We start from the raw sequence: 17074 nt of genomic DNA on the forward strand, positions 1-17074 counted from the left end.
CTTTCGGTGGACGCTTCCTGTAATCATTATGGTTGTTCTTTATTACTCTTTTACGCAGACTTTAGCTGCTCTCCCGGATGTCGGATGCCTTCCAACATCTTTGATGCATCATAGCTAACTCCCTTGGTAAGGATCACATGGAATACTCTTATCAGCTTACATGCTACTGCTATCAACGACTGCATCTTTTTTAATGGATTCTTTTCCCTGGTGGTGTAATACCTGTGGATTTCTTTGAATTCTTCATTCTTTCCCACCACCGATATCGCCGCCTCGAAAAGAAGATATCTGAGACGCTTGCGCCCTCTTTTGCTTATCTTTGTCTTTCCGTTGTGCTTACCGGAACTATCTGCCACCAGTTCTAATCCTGCCAGTTTCTGAAGTTCTTTCGTGCTATCGAAGCGCGTGATATCACCAACTTCTGCTATGAAACCAGCTACTGTTGTTATTCCTATGCCCTTTATTTCAAGCAGCTTATCCGCATACCTGATCTGCTGGCACAGTTCTTTGATCAGATCATTGACCCGTTCAAGGCGTTTTGTCTGGAGTTCATAATCCTCTATCAGATCCTGTATCTCCATCCGGGCTTCTGTAAGACCTGTTCTTAATCCTATGCTTCTCATTGCCGCATTCAGGATCTTCAGTGCCTTTTTATTCCCATTTCTCCGGAGTTTGGCATCTTTCCATATCTTTATGATGCCTTCTTCTCCAAGCTTTACTATCTCCTCGGGAGTCGGTGCCTGTTTTAATACCAGCAGACCTCCCTTGGCATCTATGTGTGTATAAATTCCCTTATATTCCGGAAAATACACCGCAATCCATTTCTGCAGACGGTTCTTCGCCCTGGTCTGTTCTTCTACAAGCACAAACCGGCGGTTTGACGCATTCCGCAGTTCTGCATATACACCTGTCGGCATATAGGAATAAAAATACCGTCCATCCCTTACAAGCCCTGCAATAACACGCGGATCTTTTCTGTCATTTTTAGATGGACTGTTGTCATCTAACTCTTTGGTCTTATGCACATGGTGCGGATTTACCATCACAAACTTTATACTCTTTTCGCCCATGAACTGCCCAAGATCAAACCAGTAATGACCGGTTGGTTCAATTCCTACCAGTGCCTCTTCAAGTTCACTTTTCTGCATCAGCTCCACAATCGTATTGTAAAAGCTATTGAATCCCTCCATAGAGTTTGAAAACGCTACAGGCTTTCTGGTAAGCTCAATGCCTCTCCAGTTAAAAGCTCTGAAATAATGCTTTTCACTGCCAACATCAATACCAACAATCATTGTTGTTTCTTTTACTTGCTCAATCTTCTTGTTTTGTGTAGAATTCATTTGTAGATACCTTCCTTATTCTGCTCATTTGCTAACTGGCCGGTCAGCAATGACAGTTTAACTTAGGTATCTATTTTTGTAAAATCATTTACTCTCTACACTTTGAATTATACAGGAAGCTCTCCATTCTTTAATATTGACTTTACGCTTTATGCAGACCGTCTGCACAAATTCAAATCTGCACTATTCGCTTTCCTGCATATCCTCATCGGCTTGTGCAATCATCTGTCTGTACTGTTCTTTTACACTTTCCGGTGCAAGTATCTGTACCTTGCCATTAAAACCAAATACCCAACCAAAAAAGGTTGGACTGGCTGATACTTCGGTCTGTACCCTGAAAGAAGTCATATCATACGCAAGGGTTGTCACATCTTCTCCGAAACGGTCAACCATTGTTTTCATCAGACTGTTATCACATCGTAAATCCACAAGGACTTTCTCGCCTGAGAACATAAAGAATACTTCTTTTGTGTAATTCTCAATATCAAAATCATCAGGCATAGGAATAATATCCTTATCCAGTATCTCCGGCTTGGAAGCAATACGGTCTACCCTGAAATTGATAACCTTGCTTTTCTTCTCAGAGTATCCGAGAACATAATAATAGTCCCCACACCAGAGAAGTTTATACGGGTTCAGCTTATAAATCTCGCCCTTATTCTTCAGAACCTTTTTCTTTAATCCGGTATAATCATAATACTGAAAAGAAATCTGTTTACCTGCGTTAATGGCTTCATTTATAGCGTCGATGATGTAATATATCTGCTCATTATCTGGCTTAATTCGATTGACCACATAATTATTACGCTTCAACTTTGCCACCTGCCCCGGACTGGTCATCGTATGTATCTTCTCAATCAGCGTTTCGCTTTTCTTCTTTGTAATGAACTTCGATGACTCTACTTCATCTATCAGCAGTTTCAGCTCCGGCAGTTCAAACTTTCGGCTGGCTACAAAATACTTGCTTTGCGTCGAATGAATGGTTACAATATCCAGTCCATATTCCACAAGAGCTGCTATATCCTTCGTTATGGTTGTCCTGTGAGCAGAAATCCCATATTCCTCATTCAAAATCCCGATGAGCTGCGTTGTAGAAAGCGGGTGTTCTTCATCAGTACGCTCCAACAAGATTTTCAGTAGATATAGTATTCTTGGTTTTGCTTCCATACATTTATCCTTTCTCGAACAGACTCACCGCAAATTACAGTAAATTTCACCCGATTTCTTTTAAAATACCCATCAGTACAAAACGAGCATTGTCATATTCATAGGAACAGGTAGACAGTGTAAGCAGTCTGTCCTCATCGGATACAGTTGTCCCGGAGGTAAACAAGGAATTATCCAGCGCTGTTTTCAGCAGTCCGCTGCGTTCCTCTTTCGTTTTCTCAAATTCATACACCTTTGAATCTGACGGTGTAACATATCCGGCGATCAGCTTCACTTTATAATTCTGCTTTGGTGTGAGCAGATACAAAACAGAATGTTCTTCGTAATATTCCTGCTTACTGTATTTAGGCAGAGAGCCGAACATCGTGTTGTTTTTCATATTATGACCGTAGATAATGGTATGCAGATCAGAACAATCGGCGGCGTTTCGGTAATCCATAAAAAGCGTTCCCGCTATATTCCAAGTACCGTCAAGCAGTCGGCGAAGATAATACTCGTTATCCTTGCTCTGTACTACCGGATAGTTGATTTCGGTATCCGGGCAATAGAGCCAAGCAATAATGTCCTTGTTTTCTTCCTGCAAACGCTCAAAGTCTACCGTAATTGGTGCAGTTTCAGAAACAGGCTTTATCGCAGATTCTGTTTGTCCATTCTCCGTTTGCTGTGTTTGTGGTGCGGTTTCTACCGCTTTATCAATCAGCACATCATTCTGTCTTTGACTGTCCTGTGTTTCTTTCCAATAATCATAAATGTGATATGCAGATAAAGAAAAAACAGTTATACATACAGATAAAATCAGGATTTTCCATACCTTTTTTATAGCGTAACACCGTCCTTATTTGTCTGCTTTTTTATCATGCACCTTAGTCAGCTCATAAGTGCCGCCGATTGTTCCTTCGCCGCCGATGAGGATGAGGGTATCGCCTTTGACACTAAACTCATAGGTTGCGTCATGTGCCGATTCGTTCACAAAGTCGATATATAGCTGATTGTCCTTGATTTCATAGGTAAAATCATAATCTGCAAGGGTGAGGAGCATTGCACCGCTGCCTTTGCCGTCAAATTCATAGGCAGTAGTCCCATCAAAATCCCATTTGCCGGCAAGCGCATCTATTCTGCCAGAGCAGCCTTTACAAATCAGCACAATAATCAGAACAACAAAAAGGAGTGCTAATAACGAAACAATCACAGCTCTTTGCCTTTTTCTTCGCTTTATTGCGGTTTTGCGTGTAGGGGAGAGATACCTGCCTTTGCTTGACTGAGCTTGTCTTTTGTATTCTGTTTGATTTGATGTGCGGGCAATCCGTTCGGTGTCAGTTGGTTTTTGGGAAATTTGCCGAGGCTGCTTATTGTTTTGCTATGCTTGATTTTGAACACTATTCTCTGACGAAGGCGAAGGTGCTTTGTCAAATGTTCTGAGTATTTCTTCAATTTCTTTTTCTTGTTCGTCCATTTGATTTCTCCTTGTTCGATTTCTTTCCGAAAATCGGCAAAGCGCTTTTTTTGCCGCCTTTCGGAAAGGGACTTCCGAAGAAATCCTTTTCGTAAGGAAAAGGCGGCAGCGGAAGCTCCGCTACCGCCATCCTTAAATGGTTAGCTATCTGTTATTTCACAGATTTTCTTTTTTAGTATAAACAGTAGTTGTCACAACTCCGAAGCCGCTGACGAACAGCAGAGCGATCCACAGCCACTCATACTGTTGTCGCCGGTCTGCGGATTCTGAACATCATCCGAAGGCTTGGTGGTATCGTCAGACTTGGTAGGAGCGGCAGGTTTGGTTGCCTTCTGACCTTCTTCGATAGTCTGAGTCGTTACTGCAGAGCCACCGGCAGAATCAAAGGTTACGGTATAGTTTTTATTTCTTTGTTGTAACAGTCTTAGCTTTTGACCAGCCTGAATAAATCCTTATGGATTTGCCGTTAATCTTAACTGTCTTATAGGTGCGAACTCTTACATAATACTTTTTCTTGCCCGAAAGCTTTGAAATTTTCTTTGATACTGTTGTATTCTTGCCTACTGTTACGGTCTTAGCCTTGCTGAATTTACTTGAGGCACTGTACTGTACCTGATAGCCTGTTGTCTGTGTAGCCTGCTTCTTCCACTTTACTGTAAACTTCTTTGAACCTGCTTTAAGTGAGGAAATACTTGTTGCCTTTGGCTTGATTGTGAAATAAAGCGTCTTTGTTCCGCTGTATTTACCCTTAAAGGTAATCTTTACTGCGTACTTGCCAACATACTTTCTGCCTTTTGCATAAGACACAGTATAGTCAGTATTCTTAACAAGTGTCTTTCCTGTTCTGTCCTTAACAATAACCTTAGGTGTTCTAACCTTTCCGTTATATGTTAATGATGTTGCTTTAAGCTTTATGCTTGATGCCTTTGTTACGGTTTGCTTTGTGGTGTGGGCAATCTTAGCAATATTGCCCCAAGATGCAAGGTCGGTTATTTCCTTTGTACCGAGTACATCTTCATAGAACTTTCCACAACCTTCGCACTTGTAGTATGCTTCCTTACCGCTCTCTGTGCAGGTGGCAGCTTTCGCAGCAACCAAAGTCAGATTGTGAGTGTGCGGTACAGTTTTGTAATATCCGCAGGTGTCGCAAACATTGTCAGAACCGTAATCGTGAGCCGCTTCGTCCTTTTTGTCGTGGCAACGAGAACATTCATGCCAGTGGTTAGTATCATCAGACTTCCATTCTGTGCCTGCGGTATGTCCGGGAGCCGGAATCTTCACACTGGTTTTATCGGTAATTTCTACCGATCCTGTTGCATCTGCGAACCACTTGTCACAGCCATCGCAGGTGTAGTATGCGGAATTGCCCGCAGTAGTGCAGGTGGCAGCTTTCGCAGCAACCAAAGTCAGATTGTGAGTGTGTTCTTCGTTTTTATTTTTGTAATAATATGTAACAACCGTTCCGTCCGAAACAATAGGCTTATTCAAGCCGTCAACCTTTATAAATTCATAATCATAAAGTGTTTTTGCCGGTGTTAAATCAAGCTTTGTGCCGTATGGCACGGTAAATGTTCCGCCGGCAGTGTTTGGAATTTCAGAGCCGTCCTCAAATTTATACTGAATTGAAACGGTTGTGTAGCGCTGTGTTTCCGTATTGTCGTCTGCAAGCACATTTCCGTTTTCATCGAGCACCTGAAATGCCACGGTATCGCCGCTCTTAAGCTGTGCATCAGACGGAATTTGATAAATAAGCGAGCAACTCTTTAAGCCTGAATTAAAGTCGCTTTTGATGTGATCCAAAGCACCGAGCGGCCAGAAATTTGCCTTATCATTCCAAACAGGAATGTCAAAGGTTTGTACTGTTTGAAGCGGATTCCCCGATGAATCGGTCGCAACGCTTCCGTCGGAGTGCTTAATCCACATTTTGAATTTTAATTGTCGTGCATTTTTATCTGAAATGTTTTGAATAACAGTTCTAAGCTCGATTTTTTTACCGTTCATATTAGTATTAAATCTGCTTTTGCTGTTGCCGCTCAAAAGTCGGTCATTGCGATTATATGTGTAATTATAATATGAACTTGTTTCAAGGTCGGTAAAATCAGACGGCTTTGAATAAGCGCCCGTATATTCCTTAACCTCGGGAGTTGCAACATAAAGGTCTACATCCTTAACAAGCTGAGACATTCGCTTGAAGCCCTGCAAACGGCAAACCTCACAGAATTGATAGTTTGTGTCTCTCATTATGCACTCATAACTTGAAACAAGCATTTTTGAGCCGTAAGCATTGCGGCAGGTATATGTGTTTCTAAAACCTAAAAGCTGTCGCCATTTTATCTTTTCCGGGTCTTCAACCGAGGAAAGATTGAGTGATTTAAGTTCCTTATCGTCAAGCAAATATCCGTCACTGTATTCATCACCGAGACCGAGCAAACCGTGTCCAAACTCGTGTGCAAAAGTTTTTGACGCACGATAACTGTCTGATGGCGAAATGAAATAATGGAAGCCGTATTCACGGTTATTATAAGCACCGCCGAAATCTGATTTTGTGTTTACAACCATAGCGAACTGAGCAATATAATCGTGAACATAATAATAAGGCTCATATTCCGAACCGGACGGAATTGTGTTTGGATCACACTTTTTTTTGATATGAGCATCGTGAATTTTCTCGATAAATTCAGGACCGATACATCTCTCAAAAATATGATTTTTCCACTGACTTCCGTGGAGATTATTAGAAATAACAGGCGAATTATGTTTGTCGACTATAACATCAAAGAAGGTGCTTCCACCATTGTCAAAAGTCGATTCGGAAGCTGTGCAAAGAGCGTAAACATTGAATCTGTCGGCATAACTGCGATACGGTTCATATTTCATAGCGTCCTGCCAAAGTCGTTTGACATCATTGATGAATTTGCCCTGCTGACTTTTTGTGTATCCCTCGCCGCAAACGACAACAACCATATTTTCCGTGTCGCTGCGTGTTTTTTGGATGGTATAAACAGGGATGGTAGGATTAGAATATTTTCCGTCATTTGAATACCACGGGCCGAGGGTGAGCTGAATGCTTTGCTCGGTGCTGACATTCCAATCGGGATTTGCGTCCTCGGCAGGTTCCGAAATTGTATAATCATCCTCTTGCTTATTTGGAGCAGAGCCGATATAAGGACTGCTTTGTGAGCCGCTGCCGGAAGTTGTAACAAAATATTCGGAATCGAGATAAAATGCAGGTCTTACGCCCAAATCGGAATACCACGGAGCATAACGACCGACCTGACCCGATGAACTGATATAACGCATATCATGATTGCAATCGGTAACAGGAGTGCGAAGCCAATAAGGCCAAGCCATACCGTCATTATTATACGCAACATAATAACCTTTGAGATTTTTCCACACGGCATTAGCCTGCTTTACATCAAGAAGAAAAACCTTTTCGGTTGTAGTTTCAAAATATGAACTGTCGTAGTTTGCCACCGCTTCCGAAATATCGGTGTAGTATAACAAATCCGAATTTGCGTCTCCATCAACTATGCCCTTGTTGTATTCGGGATGAGAAACGAGAGAACGCTGGGTAACGGTTTTCATTGCCGCAATTTCAGATTTTGAAAAAGCGTTGAGAAAACCCGCTTTTTCGTTGTACGCTCCCACACCGCTTACATATCCGTCTTTCGGAGGGTTGCCGCAAAGCCAATCGACTTTGCCTTCAGCTGCGGTCGAATTTAACCAAGAACGCATATTGCTGTCTTTCCAATAGTTAGAACCGTAATCATCACGCTTATAGCTTCTGCTGTGTGATTTTGAATTGCTGTTGTCATTTGTTTTGGCATCATATGCAAGGGTGTCAACAATTTTGTCTGCAAGCATAAGCGGTCCGTTATTGTCAATGCTTACACATCGCCAAAGAATTGAGGCATTGTTATACGCGCCCATTTTAACATAGTCGCCAACTTTAATATCGGGCTTTGATGCCGCCTGAATGGTCATCGGCAAAACGGAAATTGCCATGCACAATGCCAAGAATATTGCGGTTATTTTTTTTGTCATTAAGGAACTTCCTTTATAAGCTATATATTTGCTTTTATTATATTGTAAGGTGTTATATGTGTCAATGAAAATCCAATTAGATTTTTGTTAATTTTACAGCCGACACATTTAATATTACACGAAGAAGAAAATCTTATTAAATATGATCGAGTAGGAGGGAAATCTGAGTGATTTCCCGACCTCTCACACCACCGTGCGTACCGTTCGGTACACGGCGGTTCAATCAACTTAACAAGTAACACACCTTTCGGTGTAGTAATCTAACATTGAGACTAATCCAAATGAAGTTAGTCTCTTTGTGCTTATAGCCTTTTGTATCCATCCATTGTGACACATGTGTGCATACCGATTGCCAGTATTTGCAACTTTATGTGCCGCCCATCTTGGAACGCCGAGTTTAACCAAATTCTTCTCTTTGTTTTGTGGTGTTTTCCAATGTTTCCAAATACACATGCGTATTCTATATCTAATGTTTCCATCAAGTTCTCTACAGAGAGTTTTCATACTACCTATCTTAAAGTAGTTAATCCATCCTCTGATAAGCTGATTAAGTCTCTCCACTTTATAGCTGTTGCTAACGCCCCAGCTACGACAAGTGAGTTCCCTCATCCTCTTCTTATACTTCATTACTGATTTTGCATGTGGTTTCGCCTTGAATTGCTGTGCACTTGTATCGTAGTAGAATCCAAACCCAAGGTATTTAATTCCTCTTGGTCTATCTACTTTGCTCTTCGTCATATTGACTTTAAGTCCTAGTTTTTCCTCAATGAATCGTGAGATATTTCTCATAACTCTATTCGCAGACATTTCACTTCCGACCATAATGATACAGTCATCCGCATACCGTACAAAGTTAAGTCCTCTCTTTTCCATTTCCTTGTCTAGTTCGTTCAGCATAATATTTGCCAATAATGGCGAGAGATTTCCACCTTGAGGTGTTCCCACGATAGAATCCTCATACTCATCGTCAATCATGATTCCACTGACTAGTATACTGTAGCATTGATATTTAATTAATTTTATGGTCTGACAAACCGTTTCATGATATACTAAAAAGAAACGGCGGTGATTTTAGATGGCAAGACCAAAAAAATATAATATTTCATTAACGGATGACGAACTCAAGGAACTAAAATCTGTTATGCGTAAAAAGCAAACAACCAAAACTGTTCGAAACAGATGCCAGATTATCATTGATCTAGATGAGGCACACGGTAAAGTTCTTACCCATGCACAGTCTGCCAAAACAAATTGTGTATGTATGGCTACTATCATGAATACTGTAAAGCTTTATTCCGAAAAAGGCATCCAGGGTATCCGTACAATGAACCGGAATGTCAATTCTGATAATGCACGCAGAAAATTTGATGGGCGTGCTGAGGCTCGTATTATTGAAATTGCGTGCAGTCCTGCACCGGAAGGACATTCCCGCTGGACACTCCGTCTGCTGGAAGAACAGGCAAAAATTGTACTTGATGTTCCAGTCAGTAAAGATACCATCGGCAGGGCTTTAAAAAAAATAAACTTCGACCTCACATGAATGATTACTGGTGTATTCCGTCAAAAGAAGATGCTGATTTTGTAGCCTGCATGGAAGATGTCCTTGATGTTTATGAACTCCCATATGACCCGATGTACCCTGTTGTCTGTATGGATGAAAAGCCATACCAGCTTTTGGATGATGTAAGGCAGCCACTGCCTGTTCGTCCGGGTGACAACCAGAAAACGGATTCCGAATATAAGAGGAATGGCACCTGCAGCATATTTGCTTTTGTTGAACCACTTGGCGGCAGACACCATGTGAGTGTCCATGAACACCGTACTGCAATTGACTGGGCAATGGAAATCAAATATCTGTCAGATGAAATGTTTCCAGATGCAAAGAAAATCATACTGGTAATGGACAATCTAAACACCCATAAAGCTGCTTCACTTTATAAAGCATTTCCACCATCAGAAGCAAGAAGGATCATAAAACGACTGGAAATCCACTATACGCCTAAACATGGAAGTTGGCTTGACATGGCAGAAATTGAGCTTAATGTAATGACACGCCAATGTCTTTCGCGTCGAATATCCACCCTTGACAAACTTAAATGTGAGTTATCAGCATGGGAAATGGAACGTAATCGGGATACAGCTAAGATACAGTGGCATTTCCAAACAGGGGATGCACGGGAAAAACTGATATCACTGTATCCGACACTATCATCTGTCACTTTTTAATTAAAGTGGCAGATATACTAAATTTCAATGATACAGTACACTAGGTATTTTCTGACAATAGAGATAACATCTCCATCTTTAATAGTTCTACCTATGATAGTCATAAGTTTGTCATGATTTACTGTGTCAAAGAACTTTTCCAAGTCAATGTCTACAATCCAATCATTTCCGTCATTCATCATATCGAGTGCTGTAAGGATTGCTTGCTGTGCACATCTGTTCGGTCTGAATCCATAGCTATGGTCATGGAATTGTTCCTCATAGATTGGTGTTAAAACTGCTCTCTAATGTCGCCAAATCGTTAATACCTGCAATCACTCTCGCACCGGAACATATCGGACATTTTTCTCCATTAGAACGAGCCTTAACGCTTGTTTGCCATTCGTGTCCGCAAGTACCTTTCCACCATACTTTTTTATTTGAACCAAAGGTAATATCATCAGGTGTAAGCGGTAAATTCTTCTCCGACCATTCCGTAATAAGCTCTGGGTGTACTTCTGCTAAACTGTTGTTCATAGCCAAACCTCAACCTCCTTGTGCTTAGAGTATATGAAGTTTTGGCTTTATCTTGTAGTTTGCGAATATCCGTATAAATAGAAAAAGCCCTTTGAGAAAAGGATTTCTCCTCTCCCAAAGGGTAGTTTAACTTTTACTTAGAATTATCTTTTTTAATAACTAAGTTATAATTGCTATCATAATACAGTCCAAGTTCTCTACACATTCTATCGTTCACATTATCTAACGCTTTCTTATATTCTGCATACGTTGGAGACAGAACCATTAAATTAGGAATGAATATATCGTTATATCCTTTATTTTGTAACTCTTTCTGCATTTTTCTCTGTGCAATAAATGCTGGATGGTATTTCATTATACCGTTTTTCATTTTAGCACCTTTCCATACTTTTTCTTTTAGTCTTTCATATTCACTTTCACTCATATCACGATAATAGGCTATCATCTCATCTGCGTTTCTGGTTTCTTGTGCAATCCCACCTATCATCTTCGCACCTATTCCCATAATAAAAGGAACTTTCAATGTCGTTTCATCGCAATATTCTAATATATTATGTAGTGCCTGCTTCTGTTCCAGAGTCTTCAACCTTACATTAAGAAATGGTTTGAAATGACTTTTAAAATAATCTCCCCATTCTTTTCCCGGTAGCAAAGACTCAATTGCATTTTCAACGGTTTGATAATCAAGTGCCTCATTTGCTTTGTCTGCGTCACCATCATCTATAAATTGCTTCAAAGCTTCAAGTTCTGAGTCTTTTAAAACTTTTTCCTGCACTTTTTCTTGATAAATACGAAGAAGAATACTTTTGTCGCCAGTTTCCAAAAGGCTCTGTATGTCTTTAATACTAATACCGAGTTTTCTATATACTGAAATCTTTTTTAAAGTTTCAACATCTTGTGCAGTATAGTTACGATAACCATTGTTATCTTTATCCACTGACAGCAATCCTTTTTCTTCATAATACTTAACTGCACGCTTTGTCATTCCAACCTCATTTATAATTTCATTTAATAACATCCGATGCACCTCCTTATGATTTATGTTGATAGTATAAGCGTATACGCTGCGTGCAGGTCAAGAGTTTTTCGTCTTTCTTCTAAAAATGGGCAATCCCGATTTCAGGACTGCCCATTCATTCTGCCAATTATGCGATTTTTTCTTGCTTGCACCGATTTCTGCATCAATTGATGTAAATCGCTGTTTTTTTAGTTTTTTATCAAATGAAGTACGTCCCGTCTATTCGGTAAAACGGTACATCTTTACATCATCTTAATAGAGCTTTGCACCTGCTGGAATATGGTCATCAACCATCAGAAGATGGAGCTTTTCTTCGCCTTCTTCTTCGTGGATAGCACTGAGGAGCATACCGCAAGAGTCAATGCCCATCATAGCTCTCGGTGGAAGATTTGTGATAGCGATAAGCGTCTTTCCAACCAGTTCTTCAGGCTCATAATAAGCGTGAATACCGCTTAAAATGGTTCTGTCTGTGCCTGTTCCGTCATCAAGCGTAAACTGTAACAGTTTCTTTGACTTCGGTACTGCAACACACTCTTTAACCTTTACTGCACGGAAATCTGACTTACTGAATGTATCAAAATCAACAAATTCCTCAAATAAAGGCTCTACCTTTACCTTAGAAAAATCAATCTTTTCAGACTCAGTTTTTACATTTTTTTCAGGTGCTTCAGAAGCTGTATTATTGACATCATTTTTCTTATTTACACCATCTAAGGACTTCATTGTCGGGAACAGTAAAACGTCGCGGATTGCTGCGCTGTCTGTGAGTAACATCACAAGACGGTCGATTCCGTATCCGATACCACCCGTTGGCGGCATACCGATCTCCAATGCATTTAAGAAATCCTCGTCTGTGTGCTCTGCCTCATCGTCACCGGCTGCTGCATTTGCATCCTGTGCTGCGAAACGCTCACGCTGGTCGACCGGATCGTTTAACTCGGAGTATGCGTTACACATTTCCCATGTATTGATGAAAAGCTCGAAACGCTCTACCTTTGTAGGATCGCTCGGTTTCTTCTTGGTAAGCGGAGAAATCTCAATCGGATGATCCATGATAAAGGTCGGCTGGATCAGTTCTTTCTCACAGAACTCCTCGAAGAAGAGGTTGATGATATCACCTTTCTTGTGGCGTTCCTCGTATGCAATGTGATGCTCCTCAGCAAGTTTCTTTGCTGCTGCATCATCTGCTACGGTATCAAAGTCGATTCCGGTATATTTTTTAATCGCATCGTTCATGGTCATGCGTGTAAATGGCTTGCCAAGGTCGATCTCGATGCCATTGTAGCTGATCTTTGTACTTCCGCAGACTTTTTCTGCAAGATAACGGAACATGGACTCTGTCAGTTCCATCATGCCCTCATAGTCTGTGTATGCCTGATACAGCTCCATCAGTGTGAACTCCGGGTTATGACGGGTGTCAACACCCTCATTGCGGAATACACGGCCGATCTCGTATACACGCTCAAGTCCGCCGACGATCAGTCTCTTTAAGTATAATTCCAGAGAGATACGCAGTTTTACATCCTCATTTAAAGCATTATAATGTGTCTCAAACGGTCTTGCCGCTGCTCCGCCTGCATTAGATACAAGCATCGGAGTCTCAACCTCCATGAAATCACGGTCAGCTAAGAAATTACGGATCTCTTTTAAGATTTTGGAACGTTTGATGAATACTTCCTTGCTCTCCTGATTCATGATCAGGTCGATATATCTCTGGCGGTAACGCATATCTGTATCAGTCAGTCCGTGGAATTTCTCCGGAAGGATCTGTAATGATTTTGACAGCAGTGTCATCTCCTCAGCATGAATAGAAATCTCGCCTGTTTTGGTACGGAAAGCGTATCCCTTTACGCCCCAGATATCGCCGATATCAGATTTCCTGAAATCTTTGTAGATCTCCTCACCAATATTGTCTCTTGCAACGTATACCTGGATACGTCCCTTTAAGTCCTGAATATTGCAGAATGATGCTTTTCCCATCACACGTTTGAACATCATACGGCCGGCAATCGATACCTGCTTGCCCTCCATTGTTTCAAAATTGTCAATGATATCGGTTGAGTGACTTGTCACATCATATTTTGTGATGACAAACGGATCTTTTCCGTTTTCCTGCAGTTCATGCAGCTTGTCATAACGTACCTGAAGCAGCTGATTTAAATCCTGCTGGTTATTGTTCTGCTCTGCCATGTTTATCCTCCACTTGTTTTATTCCACGGACAGACGGTCTGCCCTTGCGTTATATCTCTTAGTTTGCTCTGTGAATTGAAAGCACTTTGTATGAAAACTCACCTGCCGGTGTCTCGACAGTAACGGTATCACCCACCTGTTTGCCAAGCAGTGCCTTACCAACCGGCGACTCGTTTGAGATTTTACCTTTTAAGCTGTTTGCCTCGGTAGAACCAACGATCTTATATTCTAATTCCTCCTCAAATTCGCAGTCAAGGATCTTTACGCTGCATCCAATGCTTACTTTATCTAAGTCAGCCTCTTCCTCTACAACTACTTCTGCGTTCTTTAAGATTTTCTCAAGTTCTTCGATACGTGCCTCGATATCTCTCTGCTCATCCTTTGCAGCGTCGTACTCAGCGTTCTCAGATAAGTCTCCCTGCTCTCTTGCCTCTTTGATCTTCTGTGAAACTTCTTTTCTTCTTACAACTTTTAAGTTCTCTAATTCGTCTTCCAGTTTCTTGAGTCCTTCATAAGTCAGAATGTTTTTCTTGTCCATTGCATTTACCCTTCTTTATAATAATTATTGTTCGGTTCATGTATACGGCGGCACAATACTTTGCACCAGACGCTATGAACGATAAAAAGCCTTCTCAAATCTGTCCTGCCACGGCGCCCCCGTTTTCTTTTTTGGTCTCTTAACAATCACAGTATTATAACCGATAGGCACTGCTATGTCAAGATTTTCAGCTGTCCGCCAGGCTCTTTTATGGATGGGGATATAATGTTTTCCCAGCGCGATCTGTTTTTCATAAAAGGCACTGTTCCACTCAAAATCAAACAGGAAAATACTGCTGCATCCCACCGTTTTTTTTGCCAGTCCAAGGCGCTTTTTTGATACGATAAGCGAAACCAGTCCGTTCTTCTCATACATTGTCTCTGCAAATTCCCTAAAATATGCAGCCCGGTCCGTATAAATTGTAAGCGTGTTTACGTCATCCCCGATCTGCTCTAACACTTCAAGTGCGCCTGCCGGCTCAAACATGCCCGCTCCCTCCTGCTCCTCATCGATCACCTCGACGACTGCACGCTCCGGCTTTACGTCTTTTGCCATAAGAATCCCCTCATACACCGGTTTAAAATCATATAAAAACTCGTTGGAAAAAGACATCGAACTTCTCCCTGCAATATCCCTTTTTCCATCTTTATGACAACGTTTCCCGTTTCATTACTTTCCCCACGACTTTCACTTTATAAAGTTTGGACGTAAAAAAAGGTGGTTCACAACCTACCGATCGGGAAATGGCAAACCTCCTGAAACAGTGCCTCCAGCTGCTCATACGTCTCCACCTCATTGATCCTGCCGCGCAGCTTCGAAGAATTGCGGTAGCCGGACGTATACCACGCCGCGTGTTTCCTGATCTCACGGATCCCGGTGTATTCGCCTTTAAACTCAAGCTGCATGCGCGCATGCCTAAGAAGCATCTGCGTCACTTCCTCGAACGTCGGTTTCGGAAGTTCTTCACCCGTCTTAAAATAATGAAGGATCTGCGCAAAGATCCACGGATTTCCCTCCGCACCGCGTGCGATCATAAAGCCGTCACAGCCGGTCTGTTTCTGCATTGCGATCACGTCCGCCGCCGTTAAAATATCACCATTTCCGATCACGGGGATAGAAACTGCCTCTTTTACCTGTCTTATGATATCCCAGTCAGCCTTTCCCGAATAAAATTGTGACCTTGTCCTTCCGTGGACTGCCACTGCTGCAGCACCGGATTCCTGCGCAATGTGAGCCATCTCAACCGCATTGACATGTTCCTCGTCAAATCCTTTGCGGATCTTGACCGTAACCGGCTTTTTGATTGCACGGGCAGTCTTTTCAATGATCTCCCCGGCGAGCTTTGGATTTTTCATAAGCGCAGAACCGTCGCCGTTGTTGACCACTTTCGGCACTGGGCAGCCCATGTTGATGTCTAAAATGTCAAATGGTCTGTCCTCGATCTGTTTTGCAATCTCACTCATGATATCCGGGTCAGAGCCAAACAGCTGCAGCGACACCGGATTCTCGCGTTTGTCGATCGTCAAAAGTTCTTCTGTATTTCTGTTTTTATAAAGGATCGCCTTTGCGCTGACCATCTCCATGCACAGCAGTCCCGCTCCCTGTTCCTTGCAAAGCAAACGAAATGGCAGGTCTGTCACGCCTGCCATCGGTGCTAATATCAGGTTATTTTCTAACGTTACATTTCCAATCTGAAGTCGTCTGATTTCTCCCATGCCACCATTTCCTAAATAATTCGCTCTCTTATACCCGATCCGGGCATCCTGAATCTCCCGGTCAGATATCTCTTATTTCTTAATCTTACCTGATTTACGGTTCTGCTTCTTATAAATAAGGTTCATTCCCTTCAATGTCAGGTTCGGATCATACACATCGATCACATCTGTCTCATTTGCAATGATACGTCCCAATCCACCGGTTGCAACAACCTTGACCGGTCCCATGTCAGCCTCTTCGATCATATGTTTCACGATATATTCCGTCTGTCCGATCTGTCCATATACAAGACCAGCCTGCATGCTTGAGATCGTCTCTTTTGCCAGAATACTCTCCGGTTTGCGAATTTCGATCTCCGGCAGTTTCGCCGCATCTTCCCACAGTGCCTTTGCAGAAATGCGGATTCCCGGTGCAGTTACCCCGGAAACAAATGCTCCGTTTTTATCGACCAGATCATAAGTAGTGGCAGTGCCAAAATCAAGTACCAGTACCGGTCCGCCATACAGCTCATATGCTGCTGCCGCATCCACGATACGGTCTGCACCGATCTGCCGCGGGTTCTCGGTTACCACGCGGATTCCTGTTTTGGTACCCGGCTCCACAATGATTGGATTGATACCAAAATATTTGATGATCGCACCCTCTAAGGAATGCATAACATTTGGAACAACAGAAGCTATGATTGCATCCTCGATGTCATCATGTCTGATCTTATTCTGCTCTAACAGATTTGACAAAAGCATTCCATACTCGTCCGAAGTACGCGGCATCTTCGTCGTGATACGAAAAGTTGCCATTACCTCATCCCCACGGAATACTCCTACAGTGATATTTGTATTTCCTACGTCAATCGTGATTACCAT

General features: G+C 42.0%; 15 protein-coding genes and 2 pseudogenes. 2 read left to right on the top strand and 15 right to left on the bottom strand.

Annotation, left to right across the window (positions count from 1 at the left end; all coding sequences use genetic code 11):
• Positions 1 to 50: 50 nt before the first annotated feature.
• The 7 genes and pseudogenes from RIL182_RS19405 to RIL182_RS19435 all read right to left on the bottom strand — a co-directional run.
• Positions 51 to 1340 carry an IS110 family RNA-guided transposase gene (locus RIL182_RS19405; RefSeq protein WP_006858462.1) on the bottom strand — a complete coding sequence of 430 codons (1290 nt, stop codon included), beginning with the start codon at positions 1338 to 1340 and terminating at the stop codon, positions 51 to 53.
• A gap of 183 nt (positions 1341 to 1523) precedes the next feature.
• Positions 1524 to 2507, bottom strand: a complete 984-nt coding sequence (locus RIL182_RS19410; protein WP_006858463.1) for a helix-turn-helix transcriptional regulator — start codon at positions 2505 to 2507, stop codon at positions 1524 to 1526.
• A gap of 46 nt (positions 2508 to 2553) precedes the next feature.
• The gene (gene srtB / locus RIL182_RS19415) at positions 2554 to 3327 is read right to left on the bottom strand and encodes a class B sortase (RefSeq protein WP_082241384.1); all 774 of its coding nucleotides are present in this window, start codon (positions 3325 to 3327) and stop codon (positions 2554 to 2556) included.
• Between the two features lie 15 nt (positions 3328 to 3342).
• Complete coding sequence (locus tag RIL182_RS19420) at positions 3343 to 3696, bottom strand: DUF5640 domain-containing protein (RefSeq protein ID WP_006858465.1); 354 nt, start codon at positions 3694 to 3696, stop codon at positions 3343 to 3345.
• Positions 3697 to 4151: 455 nt separating this feature from the next.
• The gene (locus RIL182_RS22365; RefSeq protein ID WP_082241386.1) at positions 4152 to 4406 is read right to left on the bottom strand and encodes an InlB B-repeat-containing protein; all 255 of its coding nucleotides are present in this window, start codon (positions 4404 to 4406) and stop codon (positions 4152 to 4154) included.
• The gene (locus tag RIL182_RS19430) at positions 4363 to 8007 is read right to left on the bottom strand and encodes a M64 family metallopeptidase (RefSeq protein WP_006858468.1); all 3645 of its coding nucleotides are present in this window, start codon (positions 8005 to 8007) and stop codon (positions 4363 to 4365) included. Before RIL182_RS19430 ends, RIL182_RS22365 begins: the two co-directional genes overlap by 44 nt.
• 228 nt (positions 8008 to 8235) lie before the next feature.
• Positions 8236 to 8991, bottom strand: a pseudogene (locus RIL182_RS19435) (reverse transcriptase domain-containing protein); the annotation flags it as partial.
• 91 nt (positions 8992 to 9082) lie between these two features.
• Between RIL182_RS19435 and RIL182_RS19440 the strand changes: the two are divergent.
• Positions 9083 to 9547, top strand: a complete 465-nt coding sequence (locus RIL182_RS19440) for a helix-turn-helix domain-containing protein (RefSeq protein ID WP_006855331.1) — start codon at positions 9083 to 9085, stop codon at positions 9545 to 9547.
• A complete protein-coding gene (locus RIL182_RS19445) occupies positions 9544 to 10233 on the top strand; it encodes an IS630 family transposase (protein WP_118210885.1) in 690 nt (229 codons plus the stop codon). The genes RIL182_RS19440 and RIL182_RS19445 overlap by 4 nt, the downstream gene beginning before the upstream one ends.
• Positions 10234 to 10277: 44 nt before the next feature.
• Here the strand turns inward: RIL182_RS19445 and RIL182_RS22215 are convergent.
• From RIL182_RS22215 to RIL182_RS19490, 8 genes and pseudogenes are all read right to left on the bottom strand, one after another.
• A pseudogene (locus tag RIL182_RS22215) lies at positions 10278 to 10511 on the bottom strand (reverse transcriptase domain-containing protein); the annotation flags it as partial.
• Entirely contained in the window at positions 10492 to 10749 is a 258-nt protein-coding gene (locus RIL182_RS19455) for a zinc-ribbon domain-containing protein (protein ID WP_006855332.1), read from the bottom strand. The pseudogene RIL182_RS22215 and the gene RIL182_RS19455, both read right to left, overlap by 20 nt.
• 133 nt (positions 10750 to 10882) lie before the next feature.
• Positions 10883 to 11767 (bottom strand): MerR family transcriptional regulator, encoded by an 885-nt coding sequence (locus tag RIL182_RS19465; protein WP_006855333.1) that lies wholly within the window; start codon positions 11765 to 11767, stop codon positions 10883 to 10885.
• Between the two features lie 252 nt (positions 11768 to 12019).
• A complete protein-coding gene (lysS, locus tag RIL182_RS19470) occupies positions 12020 to 13957 on the bottom strand; it encodes a lysine--tRNA ligase (RefSeq protein WP_006855334.1) in 1938 nt (645 codons plus the stop codon).
• Between the two features lie 58 nt (positions 13958 to 14015).
• Positions 14016 to 14495, bottom strand: coding sequence for a transcription elongation factor GreA (greA, locus tag RIL182_RS19475; RefSeq protein ID WP_006855335.1), 480 nt, complete (start codon positions 14493 to 14495; stop codon positions 14016 to 14018).
• Positions 14496 to 14567: 72 nt separating this feature from the next.
• Positions 14568 to 15050 (bottom strand): hypothetical protein, encoded by a 483-nt coding sequence (locus tag RIL182_RS19480; protein WP_242655440.1) that lies wholly within the window; start codon positions 15048 to 15050, stop codon positions 14568 to 14570.
• 167 nt (positions 15051 to 15217) lie between these two features.
• The gene (gene dusB / locus RIL182_RS19485) at positions 15218 to 16210 is read right to left on the bottom strand and encodes a tRNA dihydrouridine synthase DusB (RefSeq protein WP_006855337.1); all 993 of its coding nucleotides are present in this window, start codon (positions 16208 to 16210) and stop codon (positions 15218 to 15220) included.
• Positions 16211 to 16282: 72 nt separating this feature from the next.
• A complete protein-coding gene (locus RIL182_RS19490; protein ID WP_006855338.1) occupies positions 16283 to 17074 on the bottom strand; it encodes a type III pantothenate kinase in 792 nt (263 codons plus the stop codon).

Origin of the sequence: Roseburia intestinalis L1-82 (assembly GCF_900537995.1) — a bacterium.
Lineage (GTDB): Bacteria > Bacillota > Clostridia > Lachnospirales > Lachnospiraceae > Roseburia > Roseburia intestinalis.